This is a genomic window from Oceanobacillus massiliensis str. N'diop (assembly GCF_000285495.1).
GTDB classification, from domain to species: Bacteria; Bacillota; Bacilli; order Bacillales; family Amphibacillaceae; genus Oceanobacillus; species Oceanobacillus massiliensis.
On sequence record NZ_HE610979.1, the window covers coordinates 273,528 to 297,231 of the forward strand.

The 23,704-nt window shown below is 35.0% G+C and carries 21 protein-coding genes and 1 pseudogene; 9 read left to right on the plus strand and 13 right to left on the minus strand.

Translation table 11 applies throughout. The features are described from left to right. Positions 1 to 117 precede the first annotated feature (117 nt). The gene (locus OMHG_RS14950; RefSeq protein WP_010651708.1) at positions 118 to 702 is read left to right on the plus strand and encodes a hypothetical protein; all 585 of its coding nucleotides are present in this window, start codon (positions 118 to 120) and stop codon (positions 700 to 702) included. A gap of 116 nt (positions 703 to 818) precedes the next feature. Here the strand turns inward: OMHG_RS14950 and OMHG_RS14955 are convergent, their stop codons facing one another. From OMHG_RS14955 to OMHG_RS19470, 3 genes are all read right to left on the minus strand, one after another. After that, a complete protein-coding gene (locus tag OMHG_RS14955) occupies positions 819 to 1,340 on the minus strand; it encodes a hypothetical protein (protein ID WP_010651709.1) in 522 nt (173 codons plus the stop codon). 313 nt (positions 1,341 to 1,653) lie between these two features. Continuing rightward, positions 1,654 to 1,944 carry a hypothetical protein gene (locus tag OMHG_RS18465; RefSeq protein WP_147629093.1) on the minus strand — a complete coding sequence of 97 codons (291 nt, stop codon included), beginning with the start codon at positions 1,942 to 1,944 and terminating at the stop codon, positions 1,654 to 1,656. Then, positions 1,905 to 2,282, minus strand: coding sequence for a peptidoglycan recognition protein family protein (locus OMHG_RS19470; RefSeq protein ID WP_010651711.1), 378 nt, complete (start codon positions 2,280 to 2,282; stop codon positions 1,905 to 1,907). Before OMHG_RS19470 ends, OMHG_RS18465 begins: the two co-directional genes overlap by 40 nt. 41 nt (positions 2,283 to 2,323) lie before the next feature. On the opposite strand from OMHG_RS19470, the gene OMHG_RS18615 reads away from it, so the two are divergent. Next, positions 2,324 to 2,407 carry a hypothetical protein gene (locus OMHG_RS18615; RefSeq protein WP_202594353.1) on the plus strand — a complete coding sequence of 28 codons (84 nt, stop codon included), beginning with the start codon at positions 2,324 to 2,326 and terminating at the stop codon, positions 2,405 to 2,407. Between the two features lie 127 nt (positions 2,408 to 2,534). On the opposite strand, the gene OMHG_RS14970 is transcribed toward OMHG_RS18615, so the two are convergent. Then, a complete protein-coding gene (locus tag OMHG_RS14970) occupies positions 2,535 to 2,741 on the minus strand; it encodes a YesK family protein (RefSeq protein WP_010651712.1) in 207 nt (68 codons plus the stop codon). 17 nt (positions 2,742 to 2,758) lie between these two features. Next, positions 2,759 to 3,067: a hypothetical protein gene (locus tag OMHG_RS14975; RefSeq protein WP_010651713.1), complete on the minus strand. Its 309-nt coding sequence runs from the start codon at positions 3,065 to 3,067 to the stop codon at positions 2,759 to 2,761. A 488-nt stretch (positions 3,068 to 3,555) separates the two neighbouring features. Here OMHG_RS14975 and OMHG_RS14985 point away from each other — a divergent pair, with 488 nt between their 5' ends. Beyond that, entirely contained in the window at positions 3,556 to 3,768 is a 213-nt protein-coding gene (locus OMHG_RS14985) for a helix-turn-helix transcriptional regulator (protein ID WP_010651715.1), read from the plus strand. Further along, on the plus strand, positions 3,765 to 4,151 hold the full coding sequence (locus OMHG_RS14990; RefSeq protein ID WP_010651716.1) for a hypothetical protein: 387 nt from the start codon (positions 3,765 to 3,767) through the stop codon (positions 4,149 to 4,151). Before OMHG_RS14985 ends, OMHG_RS14990 begins: the two co-directional genes overlap by 4 nt. A gap of 267 nt (positions 4,152 to 4,418) precedes the next feature. Here OMHG_RS14990 and OMHG_RS14995 read toward each other — a convergent pair whose 3' ends face one another. Beyond that, on the minus strand, positions 4,419 to 4,940 hold the full coding sequence (locus tag OMHG_RS14995; RefSeq protein WP_010651717.1) for a hypothetical protein: 522 nt from the start codon (positions 4,938 to 4,940) through the stop codon (positions 4,419 to 4,421). A 276-nt stretch (positions 4,941 to 5,216) separates the two neighbouring features. Here OMHG_RS14995 and OMHG_RS18050 point away from each other — a divergent pair. Next, positions 5,217 to 5,363: pseudogene (locus OMHG_RS18050) on the plus strand (integrase); the annotation flags it as partial. Between the two features lie 476 nt (positions 5,364 to 5,839). On the opposite strand, the gene OMHG_RS15000 reads toward OMHG_RS18050, so the two are convergent. Beyond that, on the minus strand, positions 5,840 to 9,466 hold the full coding sequence (locus OMHG_RS15000; protein ID WP_010651719.1) for a YobI family P-loop NTPase: 3,627 nt from the start codon (positions 9,464 to 9,466) through the stop codon (positions 5,840 to 5,842). Between the two features lie 294 nt (positions 9,467 to 9,760). Here OMHG_RS15000 and OMHG_RS18055 point away from each other — a divergent pair, with 294 nt between their 5' ends. After that, positions 9,761 to 10,075 (plus strand): tyrosine-type recombinase/integrase, encoded by a 315-nt coding sequence (locus tag OMHG_RS18055; RefSeq protein WP_010651720.1) that lies wholly within the window; start codon positions 9,761 to 9,763, stop codon positions 10,073 to 10,075. Between the two features lie 263 nt (positions 10,076 to 10,338). Here the strand turns inward: OMHG_RS18055 and OMHG_RS15010 are convergent, their stop codons facing one another. From OMHG_RS15010 to groES, 5 genes are all read right to left on the minus strand, one after another. Then, positions 10,339 to 12,693, minus strand: coding sequence for a pPIWI_RE module domain-containing protein (locus OMHG_RS15010; protein ID WP_010651721.1), 2,355 nt, complete (start codon positions 12,691 to 12,693; stop codon positions 10,339 to 10,341). Beyond that, positions 12,674 to 15,916 carry a hypothetical protein gene (locus tag OMHG_RS15015; RefSeq protein ID WP_010651722.1) on the minus strand — a complete coding sequence of 1,081 codons (3,243 nt, stop codon included), beginning with the start codon at positions 15,914 to 15,916 and terminating at the stop codon, positions 12,674 to 12,676. The genes OMHG_RS15010 and OMHG_RS15015 overlap by 20 nt, the downstream gene beginning before the upstream one ends. Then, entirely contained in the window at positions 15,900 to 17,021 is a 1,122-nt protein-coding gene (locus OMHG_RS15020; RefSeq protein ID WP_010651723.1) for a restriction endonuclease-related protein, read from the minus strand. Before OMHG_RS15020 ends, OMHG_RS15015 begins: the two co-directional genes overlap by 17 nt. Positions 17,022 to 17,329: 308 nt before the next feature. Beyond that, entirely contained in the window at positions 17,330 to 18,961 is a 1,632-nt protein-coding gene (gene groL, locus OMHG_RS15025) for a chaperonin GroEL (RefSeq protein ID WP_010651724.1), read from the minus strand. A 74-nt stretch (positions 18,962 to 19,035) separates the two neighbouring features. Next, entirely contained in the window at positions 19,036 to 19,320 is a 285-nt protein-coding gene (gene groES / locus OMHG_RS15030) for a co-chaperone GroES (protein ID WP_010651725.1), read from the minus strand. A 261-nt stretch (positions 19,321 to 19,581) separates the two neighbouring features. On the opposite strand from groES, the gene OMHG_RS15035 reads away from it, so the two are divergent. Next, positions 19,582 to 20,283, plus strand: coding sequence for a CPBP family intramembrane glutamic endopeptidase (locus tag OMHG_RS15035; RefSeq protein ID WP_044477007.1), 702 nt, complete (start codon positions 19,582 to 19,584; stop codon positions 20,281 to 20,283). A 3-nt stretch (positions 20,284 to 20,286) separates the two neighbouring features. Continuing rightward, complete coding sequence (locus tag OMHG_RS15040) at positions 20,287 to 20,493, plus strand: YdiK family protein (protein ID WP_010651727.1); 207 nt, start codon at positions 20,287 to 20,289, stop codon at positions 20,491 to 20,493. Positions 20,494 to 20,984: 491 nt separating this feature from the next. Here OMHG_RS15040 and OMHG_RS15045 read toward each other — a convergent pair whose 3' ends face one another. Next, on the minus strand, positions 20,985 to 21,617 hold the full coding sequence (locus OMHG_RS15045; RefSeq protein ID WP_010651728.1) for a redox-sensing transcriptional repressor Rex: 633 nt from the start codon (positions 21,615 to 21,617) through the stop codon (positions 20,985 to 20,987). A 152-nt stretch (positions 21,618 to 21,769) separates the two neighbouring features. On the opposite strand from OMHG_RS15045, the gene OMHG_RS15050 reads away from it, so the two are divergent. Next, complete coding sequence (locus OMHG_RS15050; RefSeq protein WP_010651729.1) at positions 21,770 to 23,695, plus strand: ABC-F family ATP-binding cassette domain-containing protein; 1,926 nt, start codon at positions 21,770 to 21,772, stop codon at positions 23,693 to 23,695. Positions 23,696 to 23,704 lie beyond the last annotated feature (9 nt).

Consider the following 23,704-nt stretch of genomic DNA (forward strand, 5'->3'; position numbering starts at 1 on the left):
ATTCGACTTTTTAATGCGAAAGGCTTCTAAACCGGTAAAGACATGTTAAAATTCACTTACACGCAACTCCTTTTGTTTTTGTTTTGTGGTTAAAACAAGTCTAACAAAATTTGGAGTTTGCGTGTTTTTATTTGGCTGAATTTTCTCTGTGCCCCAACATATATTTTAGAGCCAGTTCGGTATTCTTTTTATATATTATTTAAGAAGAAGAAATTAAAGAAAAAACACTATGATATTATTGTTTCGACTATGAAAGACAATCAGGAGAATCTTATTAACAGTAAATATCTAAATCCGGATTTTACTAAAGGACCATCTTCTTCAAAAAATAAAAATGTAAAGAAGCTTGTATCTGCATTTAGTAATAACCGGCACAATAAAGATGAAAAGGAATTTTATATCCAAGTAGCCAGGGATTGGGTGAAGGAATATGAAAAAGTAGTTCATAAGGTTTCACTAATATTCATTCTATTATTTCTCATATGGTGGGCAATTGGTATTTTCTTAAGTGAATACCTGGATGGTATTAATGGTTGGTTAGCTTTGCTATTTCTGTTGGGACTCTTCTCTTTTTCCGATTTTAGGATTCTTTTTCGCATTGGTGGGAAAAGGATGGAAAAAGTGGATACTTATTATGATCAACATCATTTTCGCAATGGCATATATTGGGGTAATTTCCTAGCATTAGTCATCATGGTGTAATATAAGCTGAAAATTGCTATTAACTAAACAGCATCTCCCTTCAACAGACAGACTACTGACATGGGAGATGCTGTTTAGCTCTTTGTTATTCGATTTACTAATAAGAAGCTTCTTAATTAAAGTTTAATTTCTATTTCTAGGTTATCTCCTAGTGGTTCTCCCTTGTCGTTTATTGGTGCGTCTATATTCAATTGGACTTCTTTTAGATTTTCGATATCTGTTTCCTCAATCTTGAAAGCGACTTGACGGACGTTATTATTATTATTTATAATGGGTACATTTATTGCACTGCTAATCAATTCATGAGGTTTTTCAACTTTTTCTCCGGTGTTAGTAACTAAATGCATATTTTCTTCAGTAAAAAAAACATTTTTCTCCTTTTCATCCAATTTAAATCTTACTTGAAAATTTACAGTTTTAATTTCATCGTTTGAAGTAATCCCATATGTATTGTAATCGTCACTAAAATTTCCACTTGTGACCTCGGCTGATTCAATGGTGATTGTTAGGGGACCAGATTGATATGTTCCAACATCCTCAATTTTATTATGTCTAAAAAATCTACCGAGATCATCAAAACTAAAATTATGGTCTTCAATCAAAATTGGTTCTTCGGTAGATTTTGTAGCATTATTCATTGGATTACAGCCATTCAAAAAAAAGCGCAGGTCAGAAATGATATCATCAAAAATGATTTCAATTTAAAAGCTCCTTTTAAGAATTTGATAGAAATACTAGCACAATACTATCGATAATTCAAGGTTAGTTATATAAAAGGAAGGACCATTCTATGTTTCAGAATGGTCCTTCCTTTTATATTATATTGCTGCTGGTCTACGGAGAAATGATAAAATTTCTGACACTATCCATCCGAGGGCTAACAGATAAGAAACAATTAAAACTAACACATAAACAAAAGCCAAATTTAACTCTACTTTGTAATCATCCCAATCAATATCTGTTAACTCGATTTTTTCTTTGACATATACATTTGATGATACTTTTCTCAATACTTCTATTGATAGCACTATTAGCGTCTAAGTCCCAAACAGCTTTATTTGAATCCCCAAAAATAATTGAACCTGTTAAACTCCCCTTGAGAGGGCCAATTTTCACATCATATGCAGTAGAATAAGTGAAGGTTTTTCCCTTTTCAACATCATCAAGACTATACTGCTCATTAATATTAGTAAATGGTGAACTTACTTTTTCATCATTTGAAACTGGTAGCGTTGAATCCATAACCTGGTTTCTAAACTATCAAACTGGTTTAGTAGATTAGCTGGACATAACTTTCCACTCCAATGATTATGTGTTACAACATTGTAAATGAGAATTTGGTGTTCTTGCATCAGTTTGCGAACTAATACAGCTGCATTTCTCCTGGTTTTACTAAAGTCACCAGAACTATTTACACATAATTCAATGCCAATGCTATTCCTATTTCCATCTCCTGAACCATCCCCTGTATGAAATCCAGTTTCGTATGTTGGAAGATGTTGATAACTCATCTTACCATCGTCTACAGTAAAATGACAAGAAGTGGGAATACTTGCATTTCTTACATAGTTCGAATGCATGAAAGCCGTTGTCCCTGGTGCTGTATTAGCAGTTTCGTGAATTGAAAACACATTCTTATAGAGAGGTTGAAGAGAAAACAGGAATTTCAAAAAGTACATTAATTAGGGAAAAAAGGTTAAAGTAAAAAAATAAGAGTGTTTTACATAATACATGCTAATCAGATGGCATTAGAAAATACAACTGCGACGGAATGTTGCGTGAGTGCGTAAAGAATCATTATACATGGGCATCAGCAGGTATCCTATTTTATTTCAGTGGATGTTAATGGAAAGACTAATAAAACCTAGACCTATTCCTTCCCATCCCCCGATAATAAAACTGATTACCACTAATATTATACTTAAAATGCTTGTTATTATGGGTACAATAATTTTTTTCTCTCTAAAAATTAATGCAATTAATCCAATTATAATAGTGAAAATTACTGTCATTATTATAAGATTATTAAAGCCATCCATTTGTTAATCCTCCTATTTTAATTTGTTTGCTTTTTATTCTTTTGAAGTAACACAATAAGATAAGGAATCAACATTAGTATAGTAGGGATTAGATAAAATCTCCATAATCCATACAATCCTAGAATACTCCCAATCAAAACTAGTGCCCCAGCCAGGTTCTTTCTTTTCTTTAAATTAAAGGAACCAACAATACCCATAATTCCACCAAGGACACCTAATAAGCCAAAGTTCCCTAGAGTATATGAATCATCTACAACAGCAAAGAGCATGGCTGTTAATGATATCAAAATTCCAAATAAGCCGCCAATCATAATCGTAATTCTCATTATTAAACCTCCTTAATAATTGACAAATAATTTTATTATATTATCTAAAAACATCAATACGATTAAATCAAAGATGAGCAAGACCCAAAACAATTTGTGTCTATAAAAAATAAATACAACACTATTTACTATTCCCACGAATGGAAAATAATAAAAGATTAGGTTTGCTACTAACATAGTAAAACTGTGGTCATTAGAAGTAGCCCATGCATTTACTAATATTCCTATAATTGTTAGTCGCGCAAGGATTAATATAAAGAATATTGATGTCTTGAAGTGCTGCAAAGCTCTGAATGGCTGAACTTTATCTTCAACGATTATATCTGAGTTACTTCCTTTCATTGCGCCAAAATTGTTTTGGTATTGTTAGCTCTTTTTGTTTTATATACATAATTTGATTACTTAAATATGTAAAGTTATGTTTACATATTTAAATTTATATGTTATAAAATAGGTAAAGAGTTCTTTACATTTAGGCGGTGATCAAAGTGCCTGTTATAAATAACATTAAGAAAATCAGGAAAGAACGAGGAATCAGACAATTACAAATGGCTGAAGATCTACAAGTCACAAGACAAACAATGACAGCAATAGAAAACAACAAATATAACCCGAGTCTTGAATTAGCTTTGAAAATTGTAAGGTATTTTGAGCTGCCAATTGAAGAGATATTTATATTGGAAGAGGAGGAGGAGAAATGAAGAAAAAAATTAATAGGTGGATATTAACGTATGTAGGTATTTGCGGTTTGTTTGGTATGACTCTTGGTCAACTTATAAAAGGTACACTAAATCTCGGAGGTTTTTCAGGTTCTCTTTCAGCTGTATTATTATTTTTTATCATCGACCTAATAAGGAATCGAATGAAAAAAGATAGAACCCCTGACTTTGATGAGCGAACACGCCATAATATGTTGAAATATTATGTCTATATTTCCCATATCTTTATAGGTGGAGCTTTTCTATTATTAGCTGTGGTCACTTCAATTGGAGTTGAACAGATTTCAATCTATTATTTGTGGATATTGATTTTTGCTTACTTTATGATTAGTGGGATTGGTGCATTAATTGTAAGTCGAAAATGAAGAATATTAATGGCACTAACTGGTGCTTTACTTTAATAAGAAAATTGACTTGAACCTCTTAATAGAGGTTCTTTTTGTACAAATTCAAACAAGAGACTTTCTCTAAAATGACAGAGCAATTGACTCACTTTATTCTAAATACAAATATCTTATGCAAAATAGTCAAATTGTAGCTAAGCCAGTGGGTATTTGCACAACATTACACCAGATTTTCATAGATAGTGATCCTTTTAGTTGCAAATGCCTGGTTTCCGACTTAATAATTCATTACTTTAGAAACCTAAGGATGTAATTATCTAATCCTAACAATATATAATCGCATCTATAAAAGGGGATAGGTTCCTTACTACCTGTTATTTCTGTCAGATGACGAGACATAGAAACCTTGAAAATAGTTATGTCTTCTTTTGCCTTTCTAACAGCTTCACCACAAGATATAATGCTCGTATCTGTCCCTTCTTTGTCATCATCTATTATGATTTTACGAATTTCTGTAATAAACTCGGCACTACTAATTTGTCCTTCAACTAGTTCAGAAACGAAAGCTGTTTGAAGAAGTAAATGATAATGTCCTGCATGTCCACCTAATTCACACACTGCTGCTTTTAATAAAAGTTCATATCCTTCACTAAATTCATCTGTGGTATGTATTGATGCAATATCGCCCCCAGTACAGTCGCTGAGGTCGTCCATTAAGTCAAAATCTAGTTTTAAACATTTTTTATATATTTCAGTAAGCCATGAAACGTTTTTTGAGTATAGAATCTGAGTTGTGAATTGCTTTTTCATTAATTGAAACTCCTTTTTAACAAAGTTTAAATATATGTTGAAATTTTAATCATACTATATAAACGATCCCGAATGTACACATTAACACATTATTTTGGATTTAAAAATACTAACAAAACTAGCAATATATATTATTCAAGTGTCCCACACCATGCTCAAATGAAATATAGGTTTTTACCCTAACGGATGCGATTACAATCCACGTTGCTTTACGACCGATAAGTAATATAAAGGTGTTATAATAAACCCAGGAGAGTAATCATTATGCAAAAGAAAGTAAAAGAAATTCAAGAACGCTTAAGACATAGTGACATTCAAACAACTATGGACATTTACGCTCACATGACAAAGAACATTAAAAAAGAGGCTTCCACTAAGTTTAGTAACTTAATGGAAAACCTCTCAACAAATCTTATTGATTAAAACATGAACATGATACATTTATAACGCTTGTAAACATTGTTAATTCAATGTTTATATGCGTTTATTACATCATGCCGCCGTAAGGTGAGAGTGTGTAATATCTTGAACGATGTGTGCAAATAGTGTGTTATATCGAGGTTTTACCAATTTAGGTTTGTAACATCTTTAACGTGAATTTACTATTTTTCATAGGATTGCGTTAGCAAAAAGTTAGCAATTTGTATACGTAAACAAATGTGTAGTGTAATTTATATTTACCACTGAATAAATGGAGTTTCATTATCCATTTATTGGTGGTTCAACTTTTTTGTCAAACTACAATACCACTTTAGGAACCAAGAGAATATTTCAACGAAATTAATTTCAGTATACATATAAAAGCCAACCAACAACCACTATGCTTGTTATTAATTTTTGGATTAATTTTATTCCAAACATAAGGAATGATAAAATTCATTAATTAACCTGATACCTTCTTAAAGTAAATCTTGCGTTAAAGACTTGGACGTGCTGCTATTTCGTATTATCTTGTAGTATCCTTCTTTATTTTGATCCTCATGAAAGTCAGCGATCCAGTTACTTTCTTTAAATGCGGCTAACAGCTTACCATTAAGTGTATTAATTTCATATTTTGGTCTGCTACGGTGTTCAAAGACCTTCTTAAATTCCCCTAAGTCTAATAAATCTAGGTACTCTTTACATTTCTCCTCATCAAAAATAGGTAGCGATGAAATAAATATATCAACTTTTTTGCTGTAATCAAGATCCATCGATGCAATTAATGTATTCAACAAACTATTGGAAACATCCTTTGGCTCATTAATAATTAATTCTGTCTTATCTTTTGCCAAGTCATGTATTATTTTCTTAATTTCTTCATCCCATTCTTTATACGTTGCGAAAAGGTGGGAAAGATTATCCGGATCAAGGTTATTTTTTAAAATATGTGCATTGACTGCAGAGGAATATCCTTTATTAATAACAGATACTGGATCACTTGTAAATTCAAGCAACTTAGTTTTAATGTCTTCGCCAATATCCCAGGTTAGTACCTCAACTACCTCATCAAGTACAAAAGCTTCACTATTAATTGTATTAACATATTCATTAATGTTTTTTTCAATAAAGTATAAAACCTGGTTTGAATAGTTTTCTCGCATGAAAAGTAAAGTATCAAGATTCATAGGAACAATACTCTCATCGATAACAATTTGTAACTTTTCGTCAGAAATACCTTCAATATTGAAAATATTATACGAGAAATTAAGTGACGTTAGTATTTCTCTATATTTGTGATTTAGTAGTTTATTAGTACTTATACAGGCATCAAAGAATTTTTCTGCATTTTCAGAGCCATAATTGTTTTTTACTTCGATAAAGTTCAACGTGGTTTCGTCACTATTTATGAAAGTTATTAATGTAGAATCTAATGATTCATTAACTCTAAAATATTCAAAGATGTTCTCTTCTGAATACTTAGCTAAATGATTGTTTAGTAGTGAGCTCCACAAATCTTTATCTATAACTTCAACAATTGTTGTAATTGAAGTTTTTAATAATTCAATATAGGAGTTTTTCTGATCACCTGATAAAATTTCATTGTTCAATATTAGTAAGGCTACTTTTTCATCATCATTTATTACACCATTACTGTCTGACAAAACGACATCAATGTAGTTACTAAAGTTGTCATTTACATATTGTGCTAAAGGCGAATTAGGTTGACTAAATACTAATGTATAATTCCTATGGTGTATGTCTTTCTCTTCATTCACCTGATAAAATTCCTTAAGCATAAATCGCAAATTATCAAAGTTAATTTCGTATAATGAGTTAGTATAAACCGCCTCTAAAAGGTCAGCATTTGCCATATCAATACTTACAAAAGAGACATTCAGTAAAATAAAACCATGGATAAGCCTTTCAATATCGGGATCATCTATATCTAAGTAATTAGCACTATTAGACATATAACTAGAAAGATAATTCTCTCGATTAACGGCTTGAAGATTGTCATCATCCGAGTAATAAAGCGTGTATATCGAATATAGGCGTATCTGTTTGTCGGATAAAGCACTTTCTTCTATTGCAAAGGAGAACATTTCTGGCCATTGTTGATTAAGACATTTTACATAAGCTGAGAGTTCCCTTCCAGTATCAAAGAATTCCCCAATGAATTTAAAGTTTCTGTTATTAGTTAGTTGTTGTAAAAATCTATTAAGAAAGTCTCGATTATTATTAGTCTTCAAAAGGTGTTGAAGCAAATCGAAGTTAAGGATTTCTTCTTGGTCAAAATCCACAGGTCGTAGCCTATCAGTTATCAGCGCTGGATTCTTTAGCTTATATGTAAATTCTTTGGCTTTCTTGTCTGTAATACTTCGTAAAAAAGTTTTATCTACTCGGCTAAGACTGGTCTCATAAAAATAAGTCATGTAGTCAGCATAGGTTTCATCGATAAATCCATTGCGTATAAGATATTTCAGCAATGCAAAATATTCGCTACCCTTGATCTCATGAAAGTTAGTTTCAACGCCTATCTCGTTTGTTGTTGTTACTTTGAAAATAAAATCTATATTTTCTCTTGTAATAATCTCATTAAGTTGTTTGGATTGAGTTAAAATTATATCCTGTTCAAAACGCGATAATTCGTCTTCTAAGTAAGGAAGGCGATTATTTAACCTGTTCTCGATAGCCTGTTTACGGATAGGATATTCCTCATTATACTTTTTCTCTAGTTCCTGCCTATGATTCCAGTTTCCAGGTAATCGTGACCGATTTGCTCTATATACATCATCTAATTCTTGGATGGAGGTTAAATACTCTCCTCTAGCCAACTCAATCTCGTTTTTCTTATTAGTCGCTAACTCTTTTAGTCTTTCAGTTTCTATCTTAATAAAATAATCCTTTTTTGCAAAAAGTGTATATACCATACCTTGATTAACTTGCAAATCGCTAAAATCTCGTGGGAACAAATTTTTATACGTTATCATAGCAAGCATTTTATTACTATTAAGTTCGGTTGTATTTAGCCTGTTATAATAAATTACAAATTCATTGTATATGTTTTTAAGAATTCTCATGTCATCAATATATAATGAAAGACCTTGTAGAAAGCTTTTATCAAACAGCCCATAAATACCTCCTTCCTTAAAATGCATTATGAACTGATCATATGAATTTGAGCTATCAACCACAGGGACAACAGGTACTATATAATCAAAAAACTTTGTGCGATCCCTTGATACAAAAATATCATCCCTCAAAAGATAGAAAAATCGAAGTGGATGTTTTTTCTCCTTTTCCAGTTGGATGTTTGCTAAGGTGTTTATCTCGCGTAGACGTTCAAAAATTCTATTTGCATCGAAGCGATCCATATCTTCAAACACTATGACATCTGCTTCAACGTTTTCAAACAGATACAAAACCTCATTTAGATATTTATCGAAATATGATTCTTCGCTTTCCTCAAAAATTTCAATTTCGTTGCCCTGCAAACTAACTTTCCTAAATACATTTTTGGTCTTTTGTGCTTTAACCAATGAGTAAAGAAATATGTAGAATGTGATAGTAACCAAAAGTCCACTTACGATTAGCATATATTTATTTACGGAAATTTCCAAAATATCTTTTATCCAAGATGTCGATAATGAAACTACATACCCATTCCACAATTCAAACATGGAAATATGCAGTAAAGATATTACAAATAGCATAATATAAACAGTACTGCGTACAATATTTTTAGTTTCTATTTTTTTCTTTACTTTAAAATTTGTTTGAGGAATATTATCCGATGGAATCTGGTGAATAAGTTGATTTATTATTTTCCCTTCTAAAACAGTTTCATTAATTTCGATTTCGTCCTCTTTATCCGATTGTTTGAAATGCGCCAATGAAATATGCACAAATCGCAAGTTACTATGCTTTTTCCTATACGATGCTATTAAACTACTTTTACCAGCACCATATGCTCCAGATATGGCAACATTTCGAACATCAGGATTATCAAAAACGTAATCAATAGCATCCTCATAAAGTTTTAGGTCTACGTCACTAAATGGGGTTAGTTTTTGAAAATTATATTTATTTTTTCCTTCTCCCACTTCTATCCCTCTATTCTTTATTCAATTTTAAAACCCTGTTATTACTAAAGTCCTTTTCTTTAGAAACTAACTTTTCAAAGGCCAAGATAAAACTTAATTGTCTATTCGTTTAACTGAAAGGTTTATTGCAAACCTACCTCCCACACCAATTGTATAATTCTACCACATATAATTCTACATAATTCCCTATTTTTTTGATTCTTTAACCAATAAAAAAACAAGAACAAGTAAAAGTCCAGATGGGCGAAACTTATTACTATATAGACTATATCTTCGCTAAAATGGAACGACAATATGATTAAAACCGTTCAAAATCGAATGGCAAGACCACTTAAAATCGCTGGACTAAATGCTGAGTTAACTCCGCATTCGTTAAGGCATACACACACGTCACTTCTTGCTGAGGCTGGTGTCTCACTCGAACAAATCATGGACAGGCTTGGCCATCCTGATGAGCAGATTACGAAAAACGTATACCTTCACGTAACCGAAGAAATGAAAAAAGAAGCTTCTCAAAAGTTTAAACTAATGAGAAGCCTCTTTTATATATCTTATGTTATCATTTCGTTAGCAAATCACTTCAAAACCCTTATATATAAAGGGTTTTAGCGGTCACCACATCATGCCGCCCCTATGGTGAGAGTGTGTAGTATCTTTAACCTGGTGTGCCTCCTGCATCATCCTGTTTATTGAATCACTTATTTTCAAAATCTTATTTATTCCACTTTTCCTTTTTTTATTTTTTGATTGTGGGATTTCTCATCAACTATATTCGGATCAAGTAGCCATCTCCTATAATATAAATGAAACCCATCAATTTTTAATAAAATTGCTGGGCATAGAGTTTTCGTTTTAACATAATAAATAACTAATTATATAGTAAAAGCATACTCCTTAGCCTTTAACGCTAAATGCAGTGGCAATGGAAAGTTTGTCATATCTTTATCGTATTGAATGCTAGTATTCTTGCGTAAATCATGTGTTATCTTTGCAAGCTCAATAGGTGAAAAATCTTTATGATACACAGGAACCGCTACTTCGATAGCTACTGGTTTATGAAACAAACTGTTTGGTGATTCTAGTTTGGTTCTGTTGGGATTCATTTGACTTTGTGTTGTTGATTTTCCTGCAATACTAAAAAAAACTCTATAATTCAGCTGATACACACCGGTTGGCAGTGATTCAGGGATAGATCCCGCTGAATAACCCTCACTCTCATGGCGATATGCACACCACTCTGGTGTTTCATTATCTTTTTGATCGCGAATGCGAACAATAGACAAGTTATTACGCATTGGTTCAAAGTTATCTGCTTGCAAATTTGTATTGTTTAAGGAAGGAAGCACTCTTCGACTATTTTGGCTATGTGTAAATAGAATAATATGCTCACCTTCCAGCTCTGCTAACAACGAATATATAAACTTATTAATATCCTGTTTTGAATAATTCCGTGAATATTTCTCGGCGTGTTTTGTCAACAGCAACAAACCCTCAGAATATGAAACCCATCCTTCATTTGGTATAGCCATCATTACACCAGAAGCACAAACCCTAACCATTACAGGGAACCCAATTTTATCCTTGCTAGTTTTCTTGTTTTTCTCTATATATAGGAAACCAATATACTGTGTTGTTTCCGATATCAGCCCCATTGCACGGTAAGAGAGAATGCCCATCTGTCTAAATAAATCTAATGTACCCTTCTCAAACTTCTTATCCGAATCATTTGGATTATCAGGTGTGATAAATTGGGTCAATATATCATTCTTAGCAAATAAGTATCTAATATAATCTTTCGGGTCTATCCAACTTTTAAATTGTTCCTTATCATGAAGCTCAAATAAGCATCCCGATACAGATATAGTTGGTGCAACCATTTTTTCAATTCGATTTAAAAGCTCCATTTTATTGCTCTCATCGACAAATAAATTTTCTGAAATGCGTATTGGCTTAATTTGAAAAAGAGCATCATTTAATTGATAGGTGCTATTTTCATTCTTCTCAACTTTTAAATTCTGAAGAATCGCTTCTTCTGCTTTTTCCAACCATTCTTTGCTTGAATAATACATATATATAGTAAAGTTTTTAGGTAAGCTTAGTTCAAGTCCTTTGGAATAAACCTTAGAAGCACCAGCAACTCTTGGATAATTCAAGAAATTTCCTGTCAGTCCAATTTCATTTGCTGCAGCTTTTGCTATCTCATAGCGCTCCTTAAAACCAGCTCCATCACTAATTGGGTGATATCCAAACAACTGGGTACTATAAGGAATAGAAACCGAAAAACGATTGCTATCATTTATCCCCTCGAAAATACTCTCAGCATCCTTCTCTAATTCGGTTAAGGATGAAATTCTCGCCGGTATATTCATGCCTTCAATAACTTGATCTATTTTTTGATCCCAAAAATAAGTGTATTTCCCTTCCGTTTTTACTCGTTTTATTTTAGCTGGTACGAATGGTAATTTATCCTCATTTCCTACAATCCACGGGAATTTACCTCTTATATATACGGTTAACCTACGATTGCGCGTCACAACATTTCCATCTGTTTTCCAACGAACAAGTCCAATATGTAAATACATTTGAGGGGTTTCACTAAATGGAACAGTTTGCAAACTAAATGTAATTTTATATGAAAAATAATACTTCTTTTCATTTCGTTCATAGCGCTCTGGAGGCCAACTTACCAGTTCACCTTTATGGTCAGATTGAATTGGTATAAAATTTAATGATTTTCCGAGCGACTCTACAAATAAGGGATTCTTTATTTTATCCGCATAATGTTTCGGTAAATATTGAAAAGTAAAAAAGTCCTTCATGATTGGATTTCCAGCTTCATTAATAGTAATATCTACGATTCTTTTTTCTTTTTGAATACTCAAATCATTTAGGATAGATGCTGGTAGTTCTTCATTAAAGTGAACTTTATACCAGGATTGAATCATTTCTTTTAGCCACTCAATGTCAAATGGTGCTCGAAAAAATAACCAAGGCTGATTTAAAAATTTTTCTGCATTGGAATTAAAGAATAGAAAATCTGAAAACATTATCTTAATTGTCTCATGAAGAGAGCGTACAGGAGACATATAAAAATGTTTTGGCTTTTTAACCTGAAGTAACTCACGCAATGCTTTTGGAAAATAAACTGCATAACCTTCTATACTTTCTTCTTTAATAGGAATTGCAAACACTTCAATGCTGTCGGTATTATAATTTCTTTTTTTCATATGTTGTTACTCCCTCCACATTTTGTATGCCATTAATGATAGGGCTATAAAGTTTTGAAGCAATAGTTGACGTTTTAGGTGTATCTAAAACCTCTGATAATACTTTCTTCCAAGACAGAATCATACTAGTTTCATAAGAGTCGGAATTCCCTTTTATTGTTTCAGGAGCAAAGCTGCCATCACATAACAAGACATTGGCAGATACCCCTCCGCGGATTAGTCGCCCTATTAATTGCCAAACACTAATAAACATATCCATAACAAGATGATACCTTTCTTTTTCATCAAGGTGTCGGAACCACACTTGATTAGCTAGTAATTCTTTCTGAATTACATATGCTCTGTTTCGAAGCGATAGCACTCCTTCCTTCACATCATAATTACCATTATATTGTTTTGAAAGCATATTAATTGAAAACTCATTAAGTCGGTTCACAACTCGATCTACGTCAAATGGTTTTGGATATGGTCTAACTAAAAATATTGCGGTTTCAAAAGCAGCTACCACTTGTTCATCTATTGTAGTGATTATGTTATGACCTCGCTCTAATGCTAGAAGTGGTACTACGAGGATTGATCCCCGTACCTTTGGAAAAGAAGATATTTTCTGTCTTGTCCATTCCCCTTTTGTTCCAAACTTTGTTTCATCATTTACTAAATGGTAAACTTCATTTGGGTCTGGCCAAATATCCATTAAATACTCCCCTACAATTTTCGCTTCTTTATAGGAGCCTACAACAATTAGTACCCGCTCCCTCCCACTACTAGATCTTTTAAGTGAATTTTGCAAAATATTTTGTTGAAAAAGTATTCTTGTAGCTTCTCTTAAAGCAATATTCCTTTCCGCTCCGTGTTTTCCAGAAATAATGATAAACTCATCTCTTTTCATCAACGGTCTAAAAGACATATTAATATTTGGCAAATCTTCATCTTCTTTTTCTAGTAAATATGAAACAGGTAGCTGCACGTTGTACTTTGAAGAATAAGGAGCACTACTAGTACCTGACAATAGTGCCACTGGTGCTCCTTTGTAATGGCCGATACCTTCAAAAAGGTGATCTAAATTCGTTAATATATATCTACCTACACCTACATAACGCATAAAATTCAACTTTCCATTTTGAGCATTGGATTGTTGGTCACTCTCATACCGGAATCCCATCCAAATACCAGTAGGCGATATAGGAATTAATCCATCATAATCTTCAGGTGTTCCAGTAAAAATTGACATAACCTCATCTTCTACTAATCCTTTTAATTCATCTCTTACTGATGGCAGGAGTTGAATTAAGGTAAATAGATTCTTTTCTATAAACAGAATCGATAGAGAAAATTTTAATTGTTTTTGTAGTAATGACCGTTTATGGTCTGGAAACTTCGCTATAGGTTGAGTTATGGATATTATTTCATCTAAAAGAAACCGTATATCATCATTGTCTTGAGTGATAGAATCAATTACCCCACTTAATTTTTGTTTAAGTTCTTCATTTGAAGCATTATTTTGTTCATGAGCATACTCATCTTTTCTATAGCTATGTATGAATGACTCTAACTGTTCTGATAGCTTTTGAAACTCTTTACTCTTTAAACTCTTTTCTTCATTTTCTGGGGTTACACCAAAAGCATTAAGCAGAAACATTTTTATTAACTTATATCCAGTAAAGTACTGTTTCCCTATCATCTTTAATATATCTTGATCCTGTAGCTGTCCAAATGCAATGTAAGATGCTGTAACTGTATTCTGAAGTGCAATAAACCATCTTTCGACACGTCTTTTGCTTAAAGGTACTTTTGAGCGAACAAAAGATTGAAACGCTTTGTTTTGTAATTTTTCTAACCAACTATCCTCTGTGCCAGCCATCTCAACACTAGGAGCAAATATACTGTCCAACTGTGATTGGACCCTATCTGATTCGTCTACTAAAATTAAATCCGAACTTTTGCTAACATACTCAAGCATTCTCATCCGAATACCTAATAGGATAGGAGGTAGCTCACTTAATACTAGCCCCTGAATAGTAGCAACAATAATTTGGGCATTTGGTAAGTCGTGATAAGCATTATGATAGGAACATTGCTTAAAATATGGACATACTTTTGTTTTTCCTTTTTCCTTTAAACTAAAGCATGGTGGAGCTGTGTCTGTAAGCTTCTCTTGCGAGGTCTTAATTATGCATGTGTCAGATAAATAACGGAACGAACGCTTTTTTAAAGTTGATAGGCTTTTAACATTTTCATTTATAGATTGAAAATGTTGTTTAATATGGTCTTTTCGTTGTCGGTGGCTTAATATCGGTACAGTTTTAACTCCTAAAGAATGAAACAAATCAACTTTTTGTAAAGCGGTTGCAACGTCTCCTACAACTAACACCGTCACTTTTTTTTGTTGTGACTGATGGAATGCAATAACATCCATGATTGTTGATTTACCAGCGGAAAGCGTCCCAACCCAGTGTTGAGTACCACTTATGTTTAATCTTTCAGACTTTATTAGAGTTTCCCCAACAACTTCATGAAAATTTAATTCTTTTATTCGCTCATACCAATCTTGATTGATTATCATATCCATACGTTCAGCTGATTGTAATAAATCACTTTTACTAATTGTCATATCTTTTCCTTTTTTCGAAGGAGTTAGAAAAACCCCCTCATTAAAAGTTGGAAAAGGCTTCATGTGTTCTGGAATTGTATAATATTCACTTTTGAATAGTTCCTTATCAAAATAGGAAACCTCTGACTTTGGTGAAGCAAAGCCTTTCTTATTCTCTAAATAAGGAATTGGCATTGATAATAAATCCTTATAAAGATTCGTTCTTTCAGGATATTGAATAAGAGCCTTCCATTCTATTGTGTTTTCTTCGAATGATAGATGGCATAAGTTCGAAGGGACGGGTATCTCAATATAATCCTCAATCTTACTAGAAGCAATGGTTCTTGCTTTCCAAGCTGGCAATAACACCCTAACTTTCATCCACAACTCCATTTGAGTGGGTGTAAACTGTTGGAATTGTGGTAAGTGTGTACCTGAATATAGGTATTCTAATTGTGAGCGCTGCTTGTTATCGGAAGGTAGCAATTGAGTTGAAACATAAAAAGCAACTTCAACCTCAACTATTAATTTTGCGTAAACCTCACTTTCATCATCATTAAAATTATGATTTATTAAGATATCTTTCACATCATCAATTGCCGATTTAAAGTGCTGGTCAAATTTGACTCTCAAACTGTGCCCCCTCCTTCTTCACAAGCTTTACAAACTGTTTATCATCTAAAACTTCATAGCCTTTTTTACAAATACTCCTTAATGTTTTTACATATGTACTTCCTCGAAACGATGGTACAACTATAAAGGCCTTTTCTCGAATTACATTTGTTGAAAATGACTTTAGGTTGTGATTTAACATATACGGATTAACCCAATCCTTTACATCTACTACCCATGAAGTACCACTTTCAAATATGAGTTCCAAATCATATTCATCATTGTTGGGATAAAGAATGACATCTTTAAGTCTCGGAAGCTTTTCAATTCTTTTAAATAGATTCAATTCAAGCAGACCGGGATCTACAATGTAGCGACGAATCCCTCTACGAACTCGCAATAATTTATGGCTGTTTAGCTTATTGCTCTTAAAATACCATCCACTGCTTAATTTTTTACATTTATTCGTATCACAATTTGCATCACCATCATCGGTGATTGATAGCGTCCATCCACACCTTGGACATACATAGACCTGTCCTTCATTGTAATAATGCTTTGGAACAGCCTCATATAAATAATTCACTAGCTTTTCTTGTATATTAGGTGGCATATGAGCAATTTTCCTTATGTATGTAGGGCTATCTAAATTCAATATTGGATTCTCAATAAGGAACTTCCTAATGTTTGAGTAATCATGAGAATCGTTATTTAGTAAGTTACGAATAGAGATAAATTCTTTTGTATCTTGTTCGTGGATTGGATCATGACCACCTTGTGCAATTGAAATACAAAATTCTGTTACATCATAGTCATATAGTACCGCTTGCTCTAACTCGTCCTCTTCAACAAAAAACCACTCATCAAAAGAAGGATACGGCCACAAATGTAGAGGTTTTTCCCACCATACAATTTGTTCATCTAATGTCAATGGGTATATATCTTTGAAATCGAGTCCTAGCTCGAGTCCTATTGAATGTAAATCCCCCGTGGCTTTAATCATTAACTTAGGAAATCCTTCAAGATTCTCATCTTTAAAAGCTTTGTCCATATCAATAATACTTCTTGCTAAAATTGATAATGAATCAAAGCACCTTTTTTCATAATTATCAATTAGGATTTTCACCTGTCACTAAATCCCCCTTCTTTTTTTGTCTCAAAACGCATTGGTTAAAAAATCTCTTTTCCTTCTAGACTTATAAAATCAACAAATCCATAATTTACCTTTTATAATACTATAAAATAATATGTATTTGTGAGTTTCAAGCTCTTTTCTATGAATTGTTATAATTTATACCTCCCTTTTACTTTAGCAAAAGAAAAAGGCTTCTCAAAAGTTTAAACTAATGAGAAGCCTCTTTTATATATCTTATGTTAGCATTTCGTTAGCAATTCACTTCAAAACCCTTATATATCAAGGGGGTTAGCGGCTTATTACATCATGCCGCCCATGCCACCCATGCCACCCATGTCTGGCATGCCGCCGCCTGCATTTTCTTCAGGGATGTCAGCAACAACCGCTTCAGTTGTTAAGAACATTGCTGCTACAGATGCAGCGTTTTGAAGGGCAGAACGTGTAACTTTTGTTGGATCAACGATTCCAGTTTCGACCATGTTTACCCACTCGCCAGTTGCAGCGTTATATCCTACGCCAACTGCTTCGCCTTTAAGGCGTTCAACAATGATAGATCCTTCAAGACCTGCATTGTGTGCAATTTGGCGAACAGGTTCTTCGATAGCACGAAGGACAATACTTACACCAGTTGCTTCATCACCTTCAAGGTTCAGTTCAGCTACTTTATTATATACATTAACCAATGCAGTACCACCACCAGCAACAATACCTTCTTCTACTGCTGCACGAGTTGAGTTCAATGCATCTTCAATGCGTAGTTTACGTTCTTTCAATTCTGTTTCAGTTGCAGCACCAACTTTGATTACTGCTACACCACCAGCTAATTTAGCAAGGCGTTCTTGTAATTTTTCTTTATCGAATTCAGAAGTAGTTTCTTCTGCTTGTGCACGAATTTGAGCAACACGGCTCGAGATTGCTTCAGGGCTGCCTTCCCCTTCAACAACAGTAGTGTTTTCTTTAGTTACGACTACTTTGGACGCGCGTCCCAATTGTTCGATTGTTGCAGATTTAAGCTCAAGTCCTAAATCTTCTGTAATCACTTGACCGCCAGTCAGGATTGCGATGTCCTCAAGCATTGCTTTACGGCGATCACCAAATCCTGGAGCTTTAACTGCCACTGCATTAAATGAACCGCGAAGTTTATTTAATACCAATGTTGCAAGAGCTTCCCCTTCAACATCTTCTGCAATTAATAGAAGTGGTTTGCCTTGTTGGACAACTTGCTCAAGTACTGGCAATACTTCTTGGATGTTACCGATTTTCTTATCTGTAATTAAGATATATGGGTCTTCAAGTACAGCTTCCATTTTATCTTGGTCAGTAACCATGTATGGAGAAGAATATCCACGGTCAAACTGCATACCTTCCACAACTTCTAATTCTGTGTTGAAGCCTTTGGATTCTTCAATGGTAATGACCCCGTCATTACCAACGCGTTCCATCGCTTCAGCAATCAGGTTACCTACTTCATTATCAGATGCAGAGATTGCTGCAACCTGTGCAATGGATTCTTTGTTTTCTACCGGCTGTGAGATTGATTTTAATTCTGTAACTGCAGTAGCTACAGCTTTTTCAATTCCGCGACGGATTCCAACAGGATTAGCTCCGGAAGTTACGTTCTTCAGTCCTTCACGAATCAAGGCTTGAGCAAGAACCGTTGCAGTCGTAGTACCGTCACCGGCAACATCATTTGTCTTGGAAGCAACTTCAGATACAAGCTGAGCTCCCATGTTTTCAAATGCATCTTCCAATTCGATTTCTTTGGCGATTGTCACCCCATCATTGGTGATTAATGGAGAACCAAATTTTTTATCTAAAACAACGTTACGTCCTTTTGGTCCTAAAGTTACTTTTACTGCATCTGCCAAAACATCTACACCGCGCAGCATCGCACGACGAGCGTCTTCACTAAATTTAATCTCTTTAGCCATTTAAAAACTCCTCCTTCAATTTAGATCATCCGTAATTTTCTTTATTAAAATTAAGTAGTTAATTTTTGTTTGAATTAGCTGACTACAGCTAAAATGTCATTTTCACGAAGAATTAAGTATTCTGTACCTTGGTATTTCACTTCAGTACCAGCAAATTTAGAGAAGATAATAACGTCACCTTCAGAAACCTCAAGTGCCACTCTTTCTCCGCTTTCTGTTACTCGACCAGTTCCCACTGCAACAATGCGACCCTCTTGTGGTTTTTCTTTTGCAGAGTCTGGAAGTACGATTCCGCTTGCAGTTGTTTCTTCTTGCTCAACAAGTTCGATAACAACACGATCTCCTAATGGTTTAATCATGTAGAATGCCTCCTTAATTCCAAATCATTTTTTTATTAGCACTCTAATGCAACGAGTGCTAACATCTATTAATATAATAATTAATCCCCAAAAAAATTGCAAGCAATGTATGTTTTATTTTTCCATGTTTTTTAATTCAATAAGGTAGAGTTTCGTTAGCCATTGAATTATATTTCCTCATTGTATTTATGTTAGAATGACTAGGATAAGTAAAAATATAATGAAGAGAAGGTTTATTTGAACATAAAGGAGACGTTAAATTTGGCGAGTCGTTACTGGTATGTGATTCTAACTTATGTAGTCGTTCAATTCTCAGTTATTATAGGTGCTCCTTTAATAATGAGTCTATTCTCACTATCTGAGTTTAATGCGTTTGTCTATTGGACAGTTTTCAGCTTTATCACAGGTCTGATTGTGACATTGTTTATTTTGAAACCCGATATGCAAATGGGCAGCAGACGGGATGCAGCACAGTCCGGGGAAGTCATTCTCTGGTCAGTACTTGGCATCTTTATGGCTTATTTTGCTCAAGCAATCGCAGTATCGATTGAAATCTATGTCCTTGGGATTGATGCAGGATCAGAAAACACACAGCAAATAATGGATATAACGCGGGCTTCACCCATATTCATGCTGATCCCAGCCATCATTGCCCCGATATTAGAAGAATTGATTTTCCGGAAAATCATATTTGGTTCCCTTTATAAGAGAATGAACTTCTTCTTGGCTGGTGTACTTTCTGCGCTCATCTTCGGGTTTATCCATGGTGAACCACAGCACATCTTAATATATGCTTCGATGGGGTTTGTATTCGCATTTTTATATATTAAGACAAAGCGGATTATTGTGCCTATCATTGTTCATGCATCCATGAATACACTGGTTGTGATCGCTCAATATTCACTAAGCCCCGAGGAAATGCAGCAGCTGGAGCAATTAAAAATGATTCTCGTTGGAGGTTAATAAATGGGCAGATCAATACTAACTAGAGCAATTGTATACTTTCTGATGGCACTTGCGTTTATCTATTTTGCCATTCAAAGCAATAATGAAACAGTGTGGAATCCTGTGACCCTGATTCTTGCGGCAGTCGCAGCGATGGATATATGGGTAGTATGCAAACTGCTGAAGCAATATTCTATATTCAAAAAGAAAAAAAGTAGAATAGACTAGAACGCCTTGATATAGGAAACCAGGCGTTCTAGTTTTATTTTGTCTTAAGAAACCTAGGTAAAAGGCGGTGCTTTATCCGCACTCCGGAAATACACTGCGCTTTCCGCGGGCTCGCGCTAAGCCTCCTCGCTCGCAAAGTTCGCTCTCTGTGGGGTCTTAGCGTCTTCGCTTTCCCACTGGAGTCTCCGTGTATTTCCTCCGTTGTGATTTGGCTTTCTGAATCAATTTACTGATATTCAATTATTAAGCTGATGGATTGGAGCGCAGGGCAGTCGACTCCAGCGGGAAAAGCAACGGCTGAAGATCCCGCAGGAAGTGGGTTCCTTCCGAGGAAGCTGAAGCGTTGCCCGCGGAAAGCGACTGCCCGGAGTGGAAATCGGCTGTTGCTGGTACGTCGCATTTTATATATTTTATGTAAAACAACAAAATCTGAGAAAACAGCCTAAAAAAAAGACCAAATCCTATGTGATTTAGTCTTTTGTCTGGCAGGTTTAACTATCCAGAGAATAGTGTTTAAGGAAATACACCAGTGCCTGCAGTTCGACAGCAAGGTCTATATGATGCACCCGGATATTTTCAGGTACGGTAATCCTTGCAGGGGTGAAGTTCAAGATTCCGGATATACCTTTTTCGACAAGTTTATTCGTTATCGTATCTGCTTCTGTTGCTGGTACTGTCAGGATTGCTACCTTAATGTCTTTCAGTTTTTCATCGAGTTCATCAATATGATAAATCGGAATGCCTCCAATATCTTTGCCGACCTTTTCCTGGTCTGCATCGAAAGCCATTGTTATTCGGATATTATTGTTCTTTAAAAAATTATAATTGAGGAAGGCAGTACCGAGGTTACCGACTCCAATTAATGCAACCTCTGTAACTTCGTGCTGATCCAACGTACTCCGGAAAAAGCCTAGTAAATATTCAACATTATAGCCGTAGCCTTTTTTGCCCAGCGCCCCAAAATAAGAGAAATCTCTTCGTATTGTAGCCGAATCAACTTTGACAGCTTCACTTAATTGTTTCGATGATACCCGTTTCTTCCCTTGCTGATTTAAATTATTCAAAAAACGATAATATAATGGCAAGCGTTTTGCAGTCGCTTGTGGAATTTTATTCTGATCCATGATTCTTCCTCTTTTCAGTCCGATAATAATTTAGTAATGCAGTTATTACTTCATTTTAACAGAAATGAACGGAGAAGTCGTGATATTTTTCACAATTGAGTTGCCACCTTAAATAATGATAAGATACACTAAGAATGATGGGGTGAATAAAGATGATACTAATGCAAATGAACGGACTATCTAAATCCTTCGGTGCTGAAGAGATTTTATCCAATATAAAAATAGAAATAAAAGATAATGACCGTGTTGCCATCGTAGGAAGAAACGGTGCAGGGAAATCGACACTGCTTAAAATAATGGCTGGAGAGCTCTCGTATGATGAAGGGGATTTCTTTAAGCCAAAGGACCTGACCTTTGGCTATTTATCACAGCACATGACACTTGAATCAGGCAAAACCATCTGGGATGAAATGCTGGAAGTGTTCTCCCACTTAAAAACACAGGAACAGCAGTTGCGTTCAATAGAAACAGAAATGGCCAATGCCTCCAAGTTGGCGAATGAGCAGTACGAGAAGCTGCTCAAGGACTATGATCAGCTCCAAATTGCCTATCAGACTGGCGGGGGATATACCTATGAGTCGGATATGAAAGCTGTACTGACAGGGTTGAATTTTGCTGACTATGACTACAATACTCCGATCATGGAGCTCAGCGGCGGCCAGAAGACCCGTCTTGCTCTTGGTAAACTATTGCTGCAAAAGCCAAAGCTGCTAATCTTGGATGAGCCGACCAACCACTTGGATATCGACACCCTTTCCTGGCTTGAGAATTATTTAGTGAGCTATCCAGGTGCCATTGTCATTGTATCGCATGACCGCTACTTCCTGGATAAAACAGTGTCGATTGTTTATGAGATTTCGCGTCACAAAACAACGAAATACCATGGTACCTACAGTAAGTACTTAGATCAAAAAGCCTTAAATTACGAACAGGAATTAAAGGAATTTGAAAAACAGCAGACAGAAATTAAAAAATTGGAAGACTTTGTACAGCGTAATCTTGTACGTGCCTCCACTACAAAACGAGCACAGAGCAGAAGAAAGCAGCTCGAGAAGATGGAGCGCCTTGACCGCCCCCTTGGAGACGAATCTTCTGCATCCTTCAGTTTCCAAATTGACCGGAGAAGTGGAAATGATGTCTTAAAGATGGACGACTTGAGCTTACGTTATGAGGATGATCAGGAACCCATCTTTTCCAATATTCGCTTGGATGTAAACCGTGGTGAGCGTATTGCCCTCGTCGGACCAAATGGTGTTGGAAAGACGACCTTGCTTAAGGCCATATTAGGAAAACTCAAAATCAATAGCGGAACCATACAGCTTGGTACCAATGTCGAGGTTGGCTATTATGACCAGGAACAGGCTGAGCTGAACTCCACAAAGACTATCCTGCAGGAATTATGGGACGATTATCCAACAATAAATGAAAAAGATATTCGTACCATTCTCGGCAATTTCCTATTTTCCGGTGATGATGTCCTTAAACCTGTACACACCTTAAGCGGCGGGGAAAAAGCAAGACTTGCCCTGGCGAAGCTGAAAATGCAAAAAGCAAATCTGCTGATATTGGACGAACCGACCAACCATTTGGATATCGACAGCAAAGAGGTTCTCGAAGCGGCATTAAATGACTTTCCCGGAACGATCCTATTTGTATCCCATGATCGCTATTTCATCAATAAAATTACCGATCAAGTAGCAGAGATGCAGCGGGATGGCATCACCATGTATCTTGGTGATTACGACTATTACCTGGAAAAGAAGGAAGAAGAAGCCGAACTACAGAGACTTCAGCAGGAAAAAGAAACCATTATTCCAGACGAAAAGAAAAAACTCAGCTTCAAAGAGGGCAAGCAGCTGCAAAGTGAAAAGCGCAAAATCCAGCGCCGGATTACCGAGCTTGAGGAAAACATAGAGGTTCTTGAACTGGAGGTTTCCAGTCTGGAAGAGGAAATGACGAAACCCGAGATTTATCAGGACCATGAAAAGTCACTGGAACTGACACAGAAAGTAAGCGATAGGAAATTAGAAATAGAACAGTTGATGGATCAATGGACCACTCTTCAGGATGAAGCATAAAAAAACAGC